The organism is Myxococcus stipitatus DSM 14675 (assembly GCF_000331735.1).
GTDB lineage: Bacteria > Myxococcota > Myxococcia > Myxococcales > Myxococcaceae > Myxococcus > Myxococcus stipitatus.
Genome location: NC_020126.1, coordinates 5,921,782 through 5,937,893, shown reverse-complemented (window position 1 = coordinate 5,937,893; position 16,112 = coordinate 5,921,782). Strand labels below are relative to the sequence as shown.

Annotated in this window: 10 protein-coding genes; 8 read left to right on the top strand and 2 right to left on the bottom strand. The window is 68.7% G+C overall.

Annotated elements, in window-relative coordinates; genetic code table 11:
* Positions 1–35: 35 nt before the first annotated feature.
* The gene (locus MYSTI_RS22785; protein WP_015350148.1) at positions 36–3,806 is read left to right on the top strand and encodes an FG-GAP-like repeat-containing protein; all 3,771 of its coding nucleotides are present in this window, start codon (positions 36–38) and stop codon (positions 3,804–3,806) included.
* 206 nt (positions 3,807–4,012) lie between these two features.
* Positions 4,013–4,216, top strand: coding sequence for an FG-GAP repeat domain-containing protein (locus MYSTI_RS22780; RefSeq protein ID WP_044281168.1), 204 nt, complete (start codon positions 4,013–4,015; stop codon positions 4,214–4,216).
* A gap of 44 nt (positions 4,217–4,260) precedes the next feature.
* Here the strand turns inward: MYSTI_RS22780 and MYSTI_RS22775 are convergent, their stop codons facing one another.
* Entirely contained in the window at positions 4,261–6,507 is a 2,247-nt protein-coding gene (locus tag MYSTI_RS22775) for an ATP-binding protein (protein WP_015350147.1), read from the bottom strand.
* A 107-nt stretch (positions 6,508–6,614) separates the two neighbouring features.
* Between MYSTI_RS22775 and MYSTI_RS22770 the strand changes: the two genes are divergently transcribed.
* Positions 6,615–9,011, top strand: coding sequence for a transglycosylase SLT domain-containing protein (locus MYSTI_RS22770; RefSeq protein WP_015350146.1), 2,397 nt, complete (start codon positions 6,615–6,617; stop codon positions 9,009–9,011).
* Between the two features lie 28 nt (positions 9,012–9,039).
* Complete coding sequence (locus MYSTI_RS22765) at positions 9,040–9,504, top strand: VOC family protein (RefSeq protein WP_015350145.1); 465 nt, start codon at positions 9,040–9,042, stop codon at positions 9,502–9,504.
* Between the two features lie 15 nt (positions 9,505–9,519).
* On the opposite strand, the gene MYSTI_RS22760 is transcribed toward MYSTI_RS22765, so the two are convergent.
* Positions 9,520–10,365, bottom strand: coding sequence for an alpha/beta fold hydrolase (locus MYSTI_RS22760; RefSeq protein ID WP_015350144.1), 846 nt, complete (start codon positions 10,363–10,365; stop codon positions 9,520–9,522).
* Positions 10,366–10,605: 240 nt separating this feature from the next.
* Between MYSTI_RS22760 and mltG the strand changes: the two genes are divergently transcribed.
* From mltG to MYSTI_RS22740, 4 genes are all read left to right on the top strand, one after another.
* Positions 10,606–11,625 (top strand): endolytic transglycosylase MltG, encoded by a 1,020-nt coding sequence (mltG, locus tag MYSTI_RS22755; RefSeq protein WP_015350143.1) that lies wholly within the window; start codon positions 10,606–10,608, stop codon positions 11,623–11,625.
* A 112-nt stretch (positions 11,626–11,737) separates the two neighbouring features.
* A complete protein-coding gene (locus tag MYSTI_RS22750; protein WP_015350142.1) occupies positions 11,738–14,740 on the top strand; it encodes a CBM96 family carbohydrate-binding protein in 3,003 nt (1,000 codons plus the stop codon).
* Positions 14,741–14,822: 82 nt separating this feature from the next.
* Positions 14,823–15,362: a hypothetical protein gene (locus tag MYSTI_RS22745; protein ID WP_015350141.1), complete on the top strand. Its 540-nt coding sequence runs from the start codon at positions 14,823–14,825 to the stop codon at positions 15,360–15,362.
* Between the two features lie 169 nt (positions 15,363–15,531).
* Positions 15,532–16,041: a GNAT family N-acetyltransferase gene (locus MYSTI_RS22740; RefSeq protein ID WP_015350140.1), complete on the top strand. Its 510-nt coding sequence runs from the start codon at positions 15,532–15,534 to the stop codon at positions 16,039–16,041.
* Positions 16,042–16,112 lie beyond the last annotated feature (71 nt).

Here is a 16,112-nt window from a genome sequence, read left to right as displayed (position 1 = left end):
AAGCGACCTCCAGGGGCACGGGGACCGAGGGCGATATGCGAAGTGTCTGGTGCATCCTGGTGGCCTTCACGGCACTGGCGACGGCTGGCTGTGGAGAGAAATCCAACGACGCGACGTCTTGTTCCGAGTCGCAGTGCCGCTCTGGCGAGTGCTCCTCGGAGGGCTGTGAGTCCTTTCTCGCGAACCCCGGCGGGGATGGCGGCCCGGGTGACGCGGGCTCCTCCGAAGATGCGGGCAGCGGGGATGGGGGACCGCCCGATGCGGGAGGGCGAGATGCCGGCGCGGTGAGCGGTGCGTTGGTGTTGTCGACTCCCATCAACGTCAAGGCCGTGCCGGGCATCCGGTCCGCGGAGGTCTCCTGGGGACTCTCTCCGACCCAGCCGACGGGTGTGCTCACCGCCTTCGAGGTGAAGGCTTCTCCTGGAGGAGTACTGGTCTCGGCGGTGCCCACGGCTCGCTCCGCGCAGGTCACCGGGCTGGCGAACGGCACGAGCTACACGTTCACCGTCACGGCGGTGTACGCGGATGGCTCGCGCAAGGTCTCGAGCGTGTCCTCGTCGGTGCGAACCTCCAGCGTGCCCGGTGCGCCCTCGTGGTCATCCTGGAAGACAGGAGACCAGCAGGTGACGCTGAACTGGCGAGTCCCCTCGGATGGAGGACAGCCCATCCAGGGCTACTCCGTGACGCTGAGCCCCGGTGGGCAGCCGCTCACCACGACGGAGACCACCGTCACGCTCACGGGGCTGACGAATGGAGCGACCTACGGCGTCAGCGTGGTGGCCATCAACGCGGTGGGCAGCTCCTCCGCGGCCACGCTGAGCGCGTTGGTGCCCACGGCACTGCCGAGCGCGCCCGTGCGAGTGAGTGCGGCGCCGCTCCTCCGCGCCGCGACGGTGTACTGGGCGCCCCCTGCGAGCACAGGAGGCGGGACTCTCTCCGGATACGTCATCACCACGCAGCCGGGAGGAATGACGCAGACCGTGAGCGGCACCGCGACCAGCGCGACTCTCTCCGGACTGGTCAATGGCGGCGTCTATACGTTCAGCGTGGCCGCGCAGAACTCGACGGGGACGGGCCCCGCGACGACGAGCACCGAGGTGACGCTCCCGGATATCCCCTCCGCTCCCGTCAACCTCACCGGTGTCTTCTCTCAAGGCCGTGTCGAGCTGGACTGGCTCCCGCCTGTCTCGGACGGACGCAGCGCTCTCACGGGCTACAAGCTCACGTCGTCGCCCGCCGGCGCGGAGCGGTCACTTCCCACGACGCCCACGGTGGTCTCCATCACCGGGCTCGCGCTCGATGTCTCCTATACGTTCACCCTGGTCGCGGTGAACGCGGTGGGAGAGGGGCCGTCCGTCTCGTCGGCGCCCATCCTCACGCGCCCGCAGCCCAAGGCACCGACCGATGTCCGCGTCACCTCCACGGTGGACGGAGTCGTCGTGCGCTGGAACCAGGCCACCGCGCCAGAGGGCGACCCCGTCACCGAGTATCTCGTCACCGCGTCTCCGGGCGGCGTGCCCGTGACTGTCGCGGGTGACACCCTCGTGGCCACCGTGACGGGCCTGCCCTCCGGGACACAGGCGCGATTCCATGTGACGGCTCGGAACTCGGCGGGACGGGGGCGGCCTTCCGCACCTGTCTTCCATCGGCATGTCACGCCGCTGGCCTGTGAGACGCCATCGTTCGCGCCCATCTCCGGGCACTCCTATGGCTCGCCGCTCAACTTCGTGGGCGCGGGTGACTTCACCGGGGACGGGCAGCCGGATGTCGTCGTGGGCGCGACGTACCGCGTCGCTGTCATGGCCAACGAGGGCCGTCGCTCCTTCTCTCGGCGAGAGCTCTCCGCGTCCGCGCAGGCGACGTTCCTCGACTTGCCGCCCGTGGTGGCGGACTTCAACAAGGACGGGAAGCTGGACGTGGCCGCCATCCTGTTCGCCGACAGCACGCACAAGGGCGGTTTCGTCCTCTATCCGGGCAATGGCGACGGGACGTTCCTGGCGCCCATCACCACGAACACGGCCCTGAACACCACCCTCAACTGCATGGCGTCCGGAGACTTCAACTCCGACGGGACGCCGGACGTGCTCGCGCACACGACGGGGAATCAAATCGTCCTCTACCGAGGACTGGGCAATGGGTCGTTCGCGTCTCCGACGACGATTGTGTCGTCCTCGGGCTACTGCCCCATCGTCGCGGACTTCAATCGCGATGGCTTCCTGGACTACGCCCGCATCGATGGCGCCAACAACCGCATCGTCCAGGCGAACGGCACGGGGACCGGCACCTTCAAGACCCCCAGCTATGTCCCGTGCACCACCTGCGGCGGCGAAGCGGTGGTGGGTGACTTCGACAAGGATGGCGCGCGAGATGACGTGGCCATCATCGGCCGCGACAGGGTCCGCGTCTTCAACACGCCGAGCGGAACACTGTCCTTGCTGGGAGAAACCATCCTCCCGGACGAGGGGGGCATCCCCACCGCGATTCCCATCGCCGTGGACCTGGACGGCGACGCGGTGAGTGACCTCCTCTGGTCCACCAACTACGACAGGCACCTGCATGTCCTGCCCGGGAGCACGACCGCGCCTCCGTTCGCGCCGCTGCTGACCTATGGCTTCAGCGGTGAGGCGTACACACCCGCCGCGGGAGACTTCGACGGAGATGGGCGGATGGACGTCGTGCTCACGGGCGACTTCATGGACATGCGTGTGTTCTGGGGTGGTCCGCTGATGCCCGAGAGTCTGCCACTCGAAGGGGCTCCGGGAGGGCTGGCCCAGGGGGACTTCAACCGGGATGGCTCAGCGGACCTCGCGGCGGGAAGCATCGCGAAGAACGCCATCCATTTGTCGTTGTCGGGCGGTGCCTCGCGCGGCCGGGCGATGCTGTCGCCGGTCTACGTTCCTCCGACGGGGAGCACCGTGACGGGCGGCGTGCGCGACCTCGTCGCGGGAGACCTGGATGAAGACGGCCAAGAGGACCTCGCGGCCATCACCACCGTGCAGAGCAGCACGGCGAGCAACCAACTGGTGGTCTTCAAGCGGCTGCCGAGCGGCGAGTTCGACCTGGCCGTGCGCTACCCGGAGGACAACACCGTCTACGAGCTCATCAAGGTGGACCTCAACGAGGATGGCCGGTTCGACCTGGTGACGCTGAGCTCCTGGTTGTTCGACAAGGACTCCCTGGGCATCTGGCTCAACCAGGGCAACGGACGGTTCGCGGCCCAGCCTCGATATGCCCTCTCCTCCGAGCGCGGCACCTCCGGACTCGTGGCCGCGGACCTGGACCGGGATGGCCACATGGACCTGGCCCTCTTGCGTGGTGGTCAGCCCATCGTCGCGCCAGGCCTGGTCCATGTCCTCTGGGGCAACGGGGCGGGAGGCTTCGCCGGAACGACGACGTTCACCGGAACGCCGTACATGCGGAACATGGGCCGCGCGGACCTGGACGGGCAGGGGCTCGTCGGGCTCGTGGTGGACAACGGGGAGATGGGCTTCCTCACCTTTGACGCCGCCCGGCAGCCCGTGCTCACCCTCCGGTTCGACTCGCAAGATGGCGCGGGCCTGGGCCTCATCGCCGAGGACTTCAACAGCGACGGCCGCACGGATGTGTTCTCGAACAGCTCCTATGCCCCGAAGCTGTGGCTCCAGCAGTCCGGTGGTGCCTTCAGTCCCGCGCGACTGCCTTCCTGGGGCTCGGCGGTCCAGGACGCGCTGGTCGCGGATTGGAACGGAGATGGGCTCACGGACCTCGCCTTCACCGACACCGAAGCGAAGAGCGCCACGCTGATGCTGAACGTGTGCCTCCCCTGAGAGAGACAGGCGGGGCTGGGTGTTCGTGAGACCCAGCCCCGTCGTCAGCTCGCCTTGCGTCGCCGTTCGCGCTTGGGCTTCGGCTCGTCGGCGGGAGGCGAGGGGGGCTCGCGCAGCTCGTCCGGCATGGGGAAGGACTGGGAGATGCGCCGCGCCGTGGGAGCGGTGGTGCTGGCACCCTCCGCGACGAGTCCTTCCTCGGGGATGTGTTCTCGAACAGCTCCTATGCCCCGAAGCTGTGGCTCCAGCAGTCCGGTGGTGCCTTCAGTCCCGCGCGACTGCCTTCCTGGGGCTCGGCGGTCCAGGACGCGCTGGTCGCGGATTGGAACGGAGATGGGCTCACGGACCTCGCCTTCACCGACACCGAAGCGAAGAGCGCCACGCTGATGCTGAACGTGTGCCTCCCCTGAGAGAGACAGGCGGGGCTGGGTGTTCGTGAGACCCAGCCCCGTCGTCAGCTCGCCTTGCGTCGCCGTTCGCGCTTGGGCTTCGGCTCGTCGGCGGGAGGCGAGGGGGGCTCGCGCAGCTCGTCCGGCATGGGGAAGGACTGGGAGATGCGCCGCGCCGTGGGAGCGGTGGTGCTGGCACCCTCCGCGACGAGTCCTTCCTCGGGCTTCTCCGGTGGGAGCGTGGGCATGCGGATGATGAAGGTGGTCCCTTCGCCCGCCTTGCTCTGCACGGAGATGCTGCCGCCGTGGTTCTTCACGATGCGCTGGCAGATGGCGAGCCCCAGCCCGGTGCCCTTCTGCTTCGTCGTGAAGAAGGGCACGAAGATGTGCGGCTGCTGGTCGGAGGGAATGCCCGGCCCGTTGTCGGAGACGCGCACCTCCATGACCTCGCCGCCCGCGTTGCGGAACTCGCCGAAGCGCTCGGGGCGCTCCGTGCGCACGGTGATGCGGCCCTCGCGCGTGTCCAGCGCCTGCACCGCGTTCTGCACCAGGTTGATGAGCACCTGCTTGAGCTGCTCCGCGTCCCCGTCCACGCGAGGCAGCAGCAGGTCCAGCTCCACCGCCAGCGACACGTTGCCCGGCACGTCGTTCTGGATGAGCCGCATCGTGCGCGTGACGACTTCGTTCAGGTCCGTGGGGCCGAAGCTCTGCTTCATGGGCCGCGCGTAGTCGAGGAACGCCGTCACCACGCCGTTGAGGCGGTTGACCTCCTCGACGATGACCTCCAGGAACTCGCCGTCCTCGCCCGGAAGCTGTCGAGGGTCCAGGCACTGCGCCGCGCCCTTGATGGCGCCCAGCGGATTGCGAATCTCGTGCGCGAGACCCGCCGCCATCTCACCCAGCGCCGCGAGGCGATCTCTCTCCCGGATCTTCTCGTACAGCTTCGAGTTCTCCAGGACCGTCGTCAGCTTCTCCGCCACCTCCAGGATGAGGGCAATCTCGTCGGACGCGTACGCCTCCGGCACGCGCTCATCCCACAGATTCAAGAAGCCGATGACGCGGTCATTGCCCACCAGCGGCACGCTGATGCCTGCCCGCATCTGCACCAGCGCGGCGCGCGTGTCGTTCAACCGCTTGAGCTCGTCCCGGTAGCGCCGACCTTCCACCGACTGGAGCCGCATCGTCGCGCCGCGCCGCTCCACGTTCTCCAGCAGCACCGCCTTCTGTCCGCTGGCCACCGCGAACAACAACCCGCGCGCCGCCGCCGTGTCCAGGAACGGAACGGGCAGGGGGCCTCGCGAGTCCAACAGCCGGTAACCGGGCCGGTCCTCGGCGAGCAGGTACACCGACGAGTGTGTCACGCGGCCCGTCTCGTGGAGCGTGTCGAGCACCAGCGTCGCCAGCTCCGAGATCTCAATCACGTTGGCCATGCGCGCGCGCAACGTCCCCAGCGCGTCGAGCAACGCGAACCGCTCACGGAAGAAGATGCGCACCACCATCTCGTCGACCTTGGTGCGCAGCGGGTCCAACAGGATGAGGACCACGAAAGCCGCCACCACCGTGTTGAAGACGAACAGCCCCGCATCCTCACCCACCCACGCCGTCAACACCGTGAAGACGGCCGCGAGGATGACGGCCAGCACCGTCTGCGAGGCAATCTTCCCCAGCAGCTCGTGCAGGTCCATCAGCCTCAGTCGCAGCAGCGTCTGCGCGAGGAAGAACAGGTACAGCGTGGTGAAGACCGGGCCGAGCGTCGGAATCGGAATGACGCTGCTCAGGAAGTCGAGCGCCGAGAAGAAGATGCCCGCGCCCGCGCCAATGGCCAGGTACATCAACCTCAGCTGCTCGATGCGGGACTCGTTGCTGCGAACCCGGTGGAGGAGCAACGACACCGAGGCGAGCAGGGAGCCGAGCACCCAGACGCCCATGGCCACTCGGGCCCACACCTTGTCGGCCAAGGGGGTGACGGCCACGGTGAGGCCCAGGAAGACCGACAGGATGGCGAGCCGCCGACCTGCCAGGTGTGTTCCCTTGCTGACATCCAAGAACTCGAGGAAGAACCCCACGGCGGCGCCCGGCACGAGCGAGGCGACCAGGATGGTGATGCCCAGGGAGATGCGGTACGCCCAGGGGTACGCGTCGGGGGGGAAGAGGCTGTGGAAGAAGAACGAGAGGTAGTACCCGGCCACCGTCAGGGCGAAGACGGAGTACAGGGTGAGGACCTTGGGCCGGCCCGGCCGCAGCAACATGGACACGCCCAGGGCGAGGCCGATGATGGATGCCAGCAGGGCACTCTGTGTCCGGATGTCCATGGGAGCGCGGACAGTCTAACCTGTGTCCGTCTCCGGAAATTTTCCATGCACCCCCGGTTGTCATGGGGCGAGCCCGCGCCCACCTCCCAGGGTCCCCAGCCCTTCGTATGAAGCTCTTCTTCTCCAAGCTCGCCGTCGTCGCTTCCTCGGTCCTCCTGTCCGCGCAGGCTCCCGCTCCCCAGGTCCCCGCCTCGGAGGCGGTGCCCTCCGAAGCCCCCACGCCCCACACGGAGAACGCGCCCCCGGAGGCGCAGCTGTCGCCGCCGCCGGACGCGGAGAAGGCCCCGCTGCCCGAGGGCTTCGTGGAGGTCCTCAACCCCGCGTTCCCCAACGCCGCGCCCCCCGCGCCCGTCGTCCACCGAGGCCGCCGCTACGCGCTGGAGGACCTGTCGCCGTACTTCGGCGAGGGGAAGAAGAAGGAGGCCCGCGTGGCCTTCGACAAGGGCCAGTTCAGCCGGGCCCGTGAGCTGCTCAAGACGGAAGGGGACGCGCCCCCGGTGCGCTACCTGCGGGCCCTGTCCGCGCTGCGCTCGGGCGATGAAGAGACGGCCGCGAAGGAGCTGGCCGCGCTGGCGCCCGACTACCCCGCGCTGAGGGACAGGTGCCTCACGCATGCGGGGGTGGCGCTGGAGGGCCTGCGCCGCTTCGATGAGTCCGCGGTGCTGCTCGCGCAGGTGCCTCCGGAGTCGCGGCTGTACGTGGATGCCCGGCTGGCGCTGTCGCGGGTGCTGCGCAAGAAGAAGGACGCGGCGGGAGCGATGGCCGCGCTGGAGCCGCTCACCTCGCGCGCCGCGCCCAGCTGGGGACGCAACGTGGGCGCCGAGGCGCTGATGGCCATCGCCGACATCGCCGCGGAGAAGAAGGACCGCGCCGCCGAGCGCACCGCGCTGTGGCGGCTGTGGGGCTCACATCCCCTGTCTCCGTTGGCGCTGCAGGCCGAGCGGCGGCTCAAGGGGCAGACGCCGCCCGTCGACGCGAAGGTGGCTCGGGGTGAGCAACTGGTGGAGCTGCACCGCAACAAGCAGGGCCTCACGCAGCTGGAGCCGCTGCTGCCGAAGCTGGTCCTCCCGGAGGCGCTCGCGTGCCGTGCGCACTTCGCCTACGGCAAGGGCCTGCGCAAGGAGCGCCAGCACACGCGCGCCATCGAGGTCCTGTCGCAGGTGGTGGCGAAGTGCACGGACCGCGACCTGCTGGCGCGGGCGCTGTATGTGCTGGGCTCGTCGCGCTCGATCGTCGACTCCTCGCGCGGAACGGACACGTACGAGCGGCTGGCTCGCGAGTTCCCGGACCACAGCTTCGCGGACGACGCGCTGTTCTACGCGGCGGACCTGTATGTGAAGACAGACCGCCCCCAGGAGGCGATGGCTCGGCTGGACGAGCTGGCGCGACTGTATCCGCAGGGCGACTTCCTGGGCGAGGCGCTCTTCAAGGCGTACTGGATTGCGCGCACCAGCAAGGTGGAGGACGCGGGGCTGTCCTTCCTGGACCGCATCGAGCAGCGCTTCGCGCAGTCGGACGAGAGCTATGACGTGGAGCGCGCGCGCTACTGGCGGGCGCGGACGTACCAGGACCAGGGCAACATCCAGGGCGCGGCGGACCTGTTCGAGAAGATCGCCGTGGACCACCCCGCGACGTACTACGGGCTGATGGCGCGCTCGCAAATCGCCACGTTGGACCCGGCCCGGCTGGAGCGCATCACCCCGGACATCTTCGCGGTGCCGGAGGCCGCGAGCCCGTGGCCACTGTTCGCGGGGCCCATGGGGGAGGACCCTCACTTCCGCGCGGGCATCGAGCTGTTGCGTCTGGGCTTCCCGGAGGCCGTGTCCTCGGAGCTGCTCGCGGTGAGCCGGGCGAACCAGCCGGCGGAGGCCATCCGCTTGTTGGTGCTGGTGCTGCACGAGGCGGGTGATGAGCGTGCCGCTCACGCGGTGGCGCGGCTGGCGCTGCGCAAGGACTTGAGTGGCCGCATCACGAAGGAGACGCGGGTGGTGTGGGAGGTGGCCTATCCCAATGCGTTCCGCGAGCTCATCGAGAAGCACACGTCCACGGCGGGCGTGGAGGCCGACCTGCTCCAGGCGCTGATGCGCGAGGAGAGCGCGTTGGACCCGAAGGCGCTCTCGTGGGCCGGAGCGCTGGGGCTCACCCAGCTGATGCCCTCCACCGCGAAGAGCGTGGCGCGAGAGCTGAAGCTCAAGCGCTTCACGGTGGAGCAGTTGCTCCAGCCCGACCTCAACATCCGCATGGGGGCGCACTACCTCGGGGGCCTGTTGAAGCGCTTCGGGGGCCACACGCCCTACGCGGTGGGCAGCTACAACGCGGGGCCCGGCGCCGTGAATCGCTGGCGCGCGGACAAGCCGGACCTGCCGCTCGACGCGTGGGTGGAGGAGATTCCCATCTCCGAGACGCGTGGCTACATCAAGCGCGTGTTGCGTTCGTACAACACCTACCAGTTGCTCTACGGCCGGGCGCCCAAGCTGCCGGTCATCAAGTCCGCGTCGCGCTGAGTCCCGCCTCACTTCCAAGGGGAATCCGATGACGAACACTTCCGCGGTGTCCGGGCAGGGCCCTCGGCTGGGCATCCAGCTCGTGATGAAGAACGCGATGGCGGCGTTGAAGTTCTACACGGAAGTCCTCGGCGCCCAGGAGCTGTTCAGGCTCGTGGAGCCCTCGGGGCGGCTGGGCCATGCGGAGCTGTCACTGGGGGGCGTCACGCTGGCCATCGCGGACGAGTACCCGGAGCTGGACATCCTGGGGCCCCAGAGCCGAGGTGGGGCCACGAGCCTGCTCAACCTGTCCGTCGATGACGTGGACGGCCTGGCCCAGCGCGCCATCGCCGCGGGCGCAATCCTCGAGCGGCCCATCACGGATGAGTTCTACGGCGACCGCGTGGCGCACCTGCGGGACCCCTTCGGCCACCGCTGGGCACTCTCCAAACGCCTCGAGCATCTCTCGCCCGAGGAGCTGCAGCGGCGCTTCCAGCAGCTCGTCGGCGGTTGACTCGGACGTGTCTGCTCAGCCTCGGATGAAGGCGAGCAGGTCCTCGTTGATGACGTCCTTGTTGACCGAGCACAGCCCGTGGCCGAAGCCCGGGTAGACCTTCAGCTTCGCGCCCTTCACCAGGGTGGCCGTGAGCTTTCCGGCGCCCTCGAAGGGGACAATCTGGTCGTCGTCCCCGTGCATGACCAGGGTGGGCACGTCGAACTTCGCCAGGTCCGCGCGGAAGTCCGTCTCCGAGAAGGCCTTCACGGTGTCGTATTCCGCCTTCAGCGAGCCCATCAAGCCCTGGAGGACGAAGCTCTCGCGCAGTCCCTCGGAGACCTTCGCGCCGGGGCGGTTGAAGCCGAAGAACGCGAGCGTCAGCTCCTTGAAGAAGGAGGCGCGGTCCTTGCGCACGCCTTCGCGGATGCCGTCGAAGACCTCGCGAGGCAGTCCATTCGGGTGCCAGTCCGTCTTGAGCATGATGGGCGGCACGGCGCCGATGAGCACCGCCTTCGCGACGCGCCCGGTGCCATGACGTCCGATGTAGCGCGCCACCTCGCCCCCTCCCGTCGAGTGCCCGACGTGGACGGCCTTGCGCAGGTCCAGCGCGGAGGTCAGCTCCGCCAGGTCATCCGCGAAGTGGTCCATGTCATGTCCGTCCCAGGGCTGGGAGGAGCGGCCATTGCCGCGGCGGTCATGGGCGATGGTGCGGAAGCCCCGTTCGGACAGGAACATCATCTGGTCCTCCCAGGCGTCGGCGGTGAGAGGCCAGCCGTGCGAGAAGACGACGGGTTGACCGTCCCGAGGGCCCCAGTCCTTGAAGTAGATGCGGGTGCCATCGCGGGTGGTGAGCTGATCGCTTGAGAGCGGGCTGGGCATGGGCGTTCCTCGCGGGACAGAGGGGAAAGGGCTGACGGCCTCGAAGATGAGAACGAGGGCCGGGGGCCGCCAGTGCACGCGGAGTCGGGAGACCACGGGCGTGGACGAAAGGCTGTCCGAGGCGCGGAGTGGGGCAGGGCGCCCCCGCCGCCCGGCCGGCCGGAGAGGCGGCACCCGGGAGCGGACATCCGGTGACTCGGAAGGAGGCATGAGGGGGCGTCGGTGCTACGGTGCGCCGCGATGAAGAAGATTCTCGTGGGTCTGGCTGCGGTCTTCGTGCTGTTGGCGGTGGTGGGAGCGGGCGCCTTCTGGTGGGTGGAGCAGGCGGCGAATCAAGCCGTGGCCGCCCCCGGCGCGCCGACGGTGGAGTTCACCGTCCCCAAGGGCTCCTCGGGCAGGGGTTTGGGGGCGTTGCTCGCCACCCAGGGGCTCATCCGGGATGCGCGCGTGTGGCGCTGGCACCTCTTCCGCCGAGGCAAGTTCTCCCCCAAGGCGGGCCGCCACCCGGTGAGCCCGTCCATGACGGTGGCGGAGCTGGCCTCGGCGCTGGAGGACAATCCCCTTCCGGACGATGTGCCCTTCGTCGTGGTGGAGGGCTGGCGTCTGCGCGACACCGACGCGGCGCTCACCGCCGCGGGCTTCATCACCGCCGGGGCGTACATCGCCGCGGCCAGCGACACCCGCCGCTACACCGCGCCCTTCCCGCTGCCCACCGGAGGCAGCCTGGAGGGCTACCTCTACCCGGAGACCTACGGGGTGATTCCGGGGAAGCTGGACGTCGAGGACCTCATCCAGCGTCAGATTGATGCCTTCGCGGAGCGCTTCTTCAAGCCCAACCGCGACGCCATTGAGAAGAGCGGCCGCTCCCTCCACGAGGTGGTGGTGATGGCGTCGATGCTCGAGCGCGAGGAGCCGGTGCCGGACCAGCGTCCGCTGGTGGCGGGCATCCTCTGGAAGCGCGTGGACAAGGGGTTCCCCCTGGGCGTGGACGCGACGTCGCGCTACGCGCTGGCGCAGTGGAATGACCGCCGCGAGTTCCTCAAGCGCCTGCGAGACCCCGAGGACCCGTACAACACGCGCCACCGCAAGGGCCTGCCGCCGGGCCCCATCGGCGCGCCCACCGTGGAGTCGCTCCAGGCCGCCATGGCGCCCAAGTCGAGCGAGTTCTGGTACTACCTGCACGACGCCGAGAAGAAGCTGCACCCTTCGCGCAACGCGGAGGAGCACGAGGCGCTGCGCCGCAAGTACAACGTGTATTGAGCGCGCGGCGCCCCCCTCGAGTTGTCTTGAAGTACCGAGACAACCCCCTCTGTTGTTTCATGGCGCGTCTGTTGCTCGATGACCTCCCTCGTTGAACCGAGGGGGGCGCGGCGTGAGACATGGAGCGAAGAGGGTGGTGGGGTGGGGGCTGGGGGTGTTGCTGGGGCTCGCGAGTGGGTGTGGGCCTTCTCAGACGGGGGCCTCGACTTCCACAAAGAGAGGCTCACGCGGCGACGCGCTCATCACCCGGAATGAGACGCTGTACCCGGTGGCGGACACCCACGTCATGGAGGGGTCGCCCACGACGAGCTACGGCGCCCTGACGACCCTGGAGGTGGATGGCTCTCCCCAGGCCGAGGCGTACCTCCGCTTCGCGATTCCTCCCTTCGCGGGGACGCTGACGACCGCGCGACTGCGCCTCCATGCGCTGGACAGCTCCATGGATGGACCGTCGGTGCGCAACCCGCCCGGTGTCTGGAATTGGAGTGAGCTGACGACGTGGAACACGCGGCCCCTGTGGTCGGGCTCCTGGGTGGTCGCCGACGTGGGGCCCGTCCTTCGTGGCACCTGGGTGGAATGGGATGTCACGGAGGCCATCAACCTCCAGCGCAACACGGTCGATGTCTTCTTGAAGGCGGATGACCCGGACGGCGTGATGTTCGCCTCGAGCGAGCACGAGGACCCCACGCTGCGCCCCCGGCTCGTGCTCACCATCGAGTCCGCCCAGGACCACCCGCCTCCGTCCATCCCGCCGCTTCCTGTCTCGGGCGCCCCCGTGGCCTTCGCGCCGAGCGCGGATGCGTTTGTCTCGGCGGATGCGCCGGGGACTCCGTCCGGAGGTGCGTCCGTGCTCCTTCGGGTGGGGAACACCCCTCAGCGCGAGGTCCACCTGCGCTTCTTCCTCCAGGGGCTGACGGAGACGGTGCAGCGCGCGGTCCTCCGGCTGAAGGTCGGCAATGATGGCTCGGCCAACGGGCCCTCCGTCTTCGAGACCCGAGGCGCCTGGACCGAGGGGAGTGTCACCTGGAACTCCCGTCCCGCGCGGGTGGGGAGCGCCGTGGACCGGGTGCCGGTGCTCACCCCGTCTGGCTTCGTCGACTACGACGTGACGAACCTCGTGAGGGGCAATGGCGAGGTGTCGCTGGGCCTGTACGGCAACTCGACGGACGAGGTGGGGTTCCACTCGCGCGAGGTGAGCACGCAGCGTCCGGAGCTCCTCGTGTGGACGGGGGCGTCCCGGAGCGAGCCCCCTGATGCGTGCATGACACGCCAGGAGCTGTTGTCCCGGACCTTCGTTCCACTTCACGACACGTCGGTCGTTCAGTCGTCGCCCACGACGGTGTTTCATCGAGCAGCGTCGCTCTCGGTGGATGGCTGGCCTCAGGCGGAGAGCTATCTGGATTTCGACGTACAGCTGGGGAGCCGGCCGGTGCGTCGGGTGTTGCTGCGGCTGTATGCCCTGGACGCCTCGGGGAATGGCCCTCGGCTGTTCAAGGCCCAGTCCTTCGAGGGGGCGACGACGGACTGGAACCACCGCCCGGCCATCTCCGCCACCGTCCTGGGGGACCTGGGCGCGGTGAGCCGGGACCAGTGGGTGGAGTTCGATGTGACGTCCGTCGTGACGACCTCGGGACGCCATGCCTTCGCGCTTCATCCGGATGCACAGGAGGACCTGCGCTTCGCATCCTTGGAGGCGCAGAAGCGCGGCATCCTCGCCGTCGCGCCGCAGCTGCTCGTGCTCTCGGAGAGTGAGTCGTTCTGTTCCTACCGAGGCGGCCCACGCCCTTCGGGCACGGTCGCCTGGGTGACCCAGTCCGGAGGTCTTCCGGCGGAGCGCACGCGCCATGTCGCGTCCGGGCGGGAGGGGGGCTACGTCTCCCTGAGCGCGGTGGAGCCGCTGCAGGCCGCTCCTTCGTCGTTCGAGCAGGTGGATGTCGTCACGCTCCACGGCGCGGACGGGGCCTCCGTGTGGTCGCGTGAGTTCGCCCAGGCGGGTGTGGAGTTCCGGAAGGTGGCGGTGACGAGCGACGGCCAGGTGCTCGCCGCGGGCGAGTACTTCGGGGCGCCGAACCTGGGGAAGGGCCCGCTGCCCTGGGGGCGCGGGATGTTCGTGGCGCGGCTGGGCACGTCAGGCAAGGTGGAGTGGACTCAGGGGTACATCGCCTGGTTCGAGACCCCCAACGTCTTCTATGAGAACCCCATGGAGGTGCTCGACCTCGCGACGGATGCCCATGGCAGCGCGGTGCTGGTGGGCACCTTCTGGGGCTACACGAACTTCGGCGCGGGGGTCGTGTACTCCGGCAAGAGCTTCCCGACGGAGGGACAGTCTCCCAACTCCTTCCTCCTGAAGCTCGATTCGGATGGGCGCCTGCGGTGGTCTCGGCTGCTGGTGGCGTCCACGGCGCGGGGGACGAAGGCGTCGTCCGTCGCGGTGGATTCGGAGGAGAACATCTCGGTGGGGGGCTGGGTCGGACGCGACACGGATTTCGGCGTGGGGCCCACGTTCATGAATGGGCTGTTCGCCGCCAGGTGGGGCGTGAGCGGCAACCTGCTGTGGTCTCGCGTCTTCCCCGTGAGCCATGGGGACCTCCATGGGGTGCGGACGCTGCCGGACGGTGGCGTGGTGTTCGTGGGGGCCTTTGACGGAAACCTCACCTTCGCGGGACACACGTACTCGAGCCGGGAGCCGAACGACGCGGGGGATGGGCCTCGGGATGCGGTGCTGGGACGGCTGGGGCCCCTGGGCACGGAGGAGGGGCTGCGGCACTTCCAGTCGGACGCCTCGGTGAGCCTGTCCTTCCAGGGCCTGGCGGTGGATGAGACCGGGCGCATCGTGACGTCGCAGGCGGGCTGGGCGGACCTCCTGGGCCTGGGGCCCGTGGGGTTGCCCGAGGGGCAGGCACCGAACCGACCGACCCTCGCGTCCTTCGAGTCCTCCCTGGAGACGCGCTGGGTCCGCGTGCTGGAGCCGCTCCACTCGGGCCTTCACCTGGCCCCCGTGGAGGGCGGCATCATCGCGGCGGGCGACCTGGCGAACCCCTTCGAGCTGGATGGCACCTGGTACACGCCCACGTCGCGCCGCGCGGACGTGCTGCACCTGAAGCTCCGCCCCTAGCTGGGGTGATTGCGCCTCGGTCCGGCCCCTGGTGGATGACGCTTCCGGGGGCCTGCATCGCGGTGTATGGACGAAGGCAGACATGATTCAGCTCCCCACGAAGCTCCAGAAGCACGCGGAAGAACTCGAGGCCGCGGATGAGAGACTGACCGCATTGGATGACGACGGCCTGCTGGCCGCGCCCGTCGACATCTCCTCCCTCATGCGCAACGGCATCGTGCTGCACGAGAAGGTGAAGGACTCCCAGTTGACGATCTCCTCGCGCGAGAGTGTTGTCGTCACGGGTGATGTCGAGGTGGAGACCCTGGAGGTGAAGGGGCCCGGTGGGCTGCTCGTCCTGGGAGACCTGGTGGTGAAGTCGGCCGAGCTTCACTCGAGCGTGCTGGTGCTGGGCAACTGCGAGGTCGCCGACCGCCTGGTGGGCCACGGCGAGCCGCACACGCTGACCGTCCTGGGCGAGGTCCAGGGGGGCCGGTTCGAGATGAAGGACCAGTTCATCATGCAGTTCCTCGGAGGCGGCAAGCTCAAGTCCCTGCAGGACAGCGAGGGCGGCGTGGACGAGCTGCTCGAGCTGTTGAGCGGCGCGGGCAGTGAGCTGGAAATCGAAGAGGCCGACGCTTAGTCGAAGTATCTGGCGCTGGGAGTGAGGCTCCCGGCGCCAGTCGCATGACGTGTCCACTCACCGCCGCGCGGGAGAAGGGCGCGTGTTACATCCCCCGCGGTGGCTCGTGGCGCGACTGCCTGGACGCTTCCGTTCATTGGAGCCGCGAGCTTTCCGGGGAGACCTTCACATGAAAGTCCTGGAGACGGAGCGGCTCGTCCTGCGCAAGATCGTGCGGGAGGATGCGCCCTTCATCCTTGGGTTGTTGAACGAGCCGTCGTGGCTGCGCTTCATCGGGGACCGGGGTGTGCGGACGCTCGAGGGCGCCGAGGACTACATCACCAACGTCCCTCAGGCGCAGTACGCGCGCCACGGCTTCGGGCTCTATCTGGTGGAGCGCAAGTCGGACGGCGTGCCCCTGGGGATGAGTGGACTGCTCAAGCGCGACTCGCTGGAGCACGTGGACATCGGCTATGCGCTGATGCCCGCGTTCTGGGGACAGGGCTATGCCCTGGAGATGGTGTCGGCGGTGCTGTCGCAGGGGCGGCGGGACTACGGGCTGAAGCGCATCGCGGCCATCGTCTCGAATGACAACGCCGCCTCCATCAAGGTGCTGGAGAAGCTGGGGTTCCAGTTCGAGCGACACATCGTCATGCCCGGGGCCACCGAGGAGATCAGCCTCTTCCTGACGCGAGAGTGAGCGCGGACTCAAGCAGAATGCCCGCGAGCGTGAGGCGGTCGTCACCTGTCTGACACCGCCCCCTCGCTTGG

Bases quoted from the DNA above. Each gene is read 5' to 3' on its own strand.
- MYSTI_RS22785 (WP_015350148.1), top strand. From the start codon at position 36: ATGCGAAGTGTCTGGTGCATCCTGGTGGCCTTCACGGCACTGGCGACG.
- MYSTI_RS22775 (WP_015350147.1), bottom strand. From the start codon at position 6,507: ATGGACATCCGGACACAGAGTGCCCTGCTGGCATCCATCATCGGCCTC.
- MYSTI_RS22770 (WP_015350146.1), top strand. From the start codon at position 6,615: ATGAAGCTCTTCTTCTCCAAGCTCGCCGTCGTCGCTTCCTCGGTCCTC.
- MYSTI_RS22765 (WP_015350145.1), top strand. From the start codon at position 9,040: ATGACGAACACTTCCGCGGTGTCCGGGCAGGGCCCTCGGCTGGGCATC.
- MYSTI_RS22760 (WP_015350144.1), bottom strand. From the start codon at position 10,365: ATGCCCAGCCCGCTCTCAAGCGATCAGCTCACCACCCGCGATGGCACC.
- mltG (WP_015350143.1), top strand. From the start codon at position 10,606: ATGAAGAAGATTCTCGTGGGTCTGGCTGCGGTCTTCGTGCTGTTGGCG.
- MYSTI_RS22745 (WP_015350141.1), top strand. From the start codon at position 14,823: ATGATTCAGCTCCCCACGAAGCTCCAGAAGCACGCGGAAGAACTCGAG.
- MYSTI_RS22740 (WP_015350140.1), top strand. From the start codon at position 15,532: ATGAAAGTCCTGGAGACGGAGCGGCTCGTCCTGCGCAAGATCGTGCGG.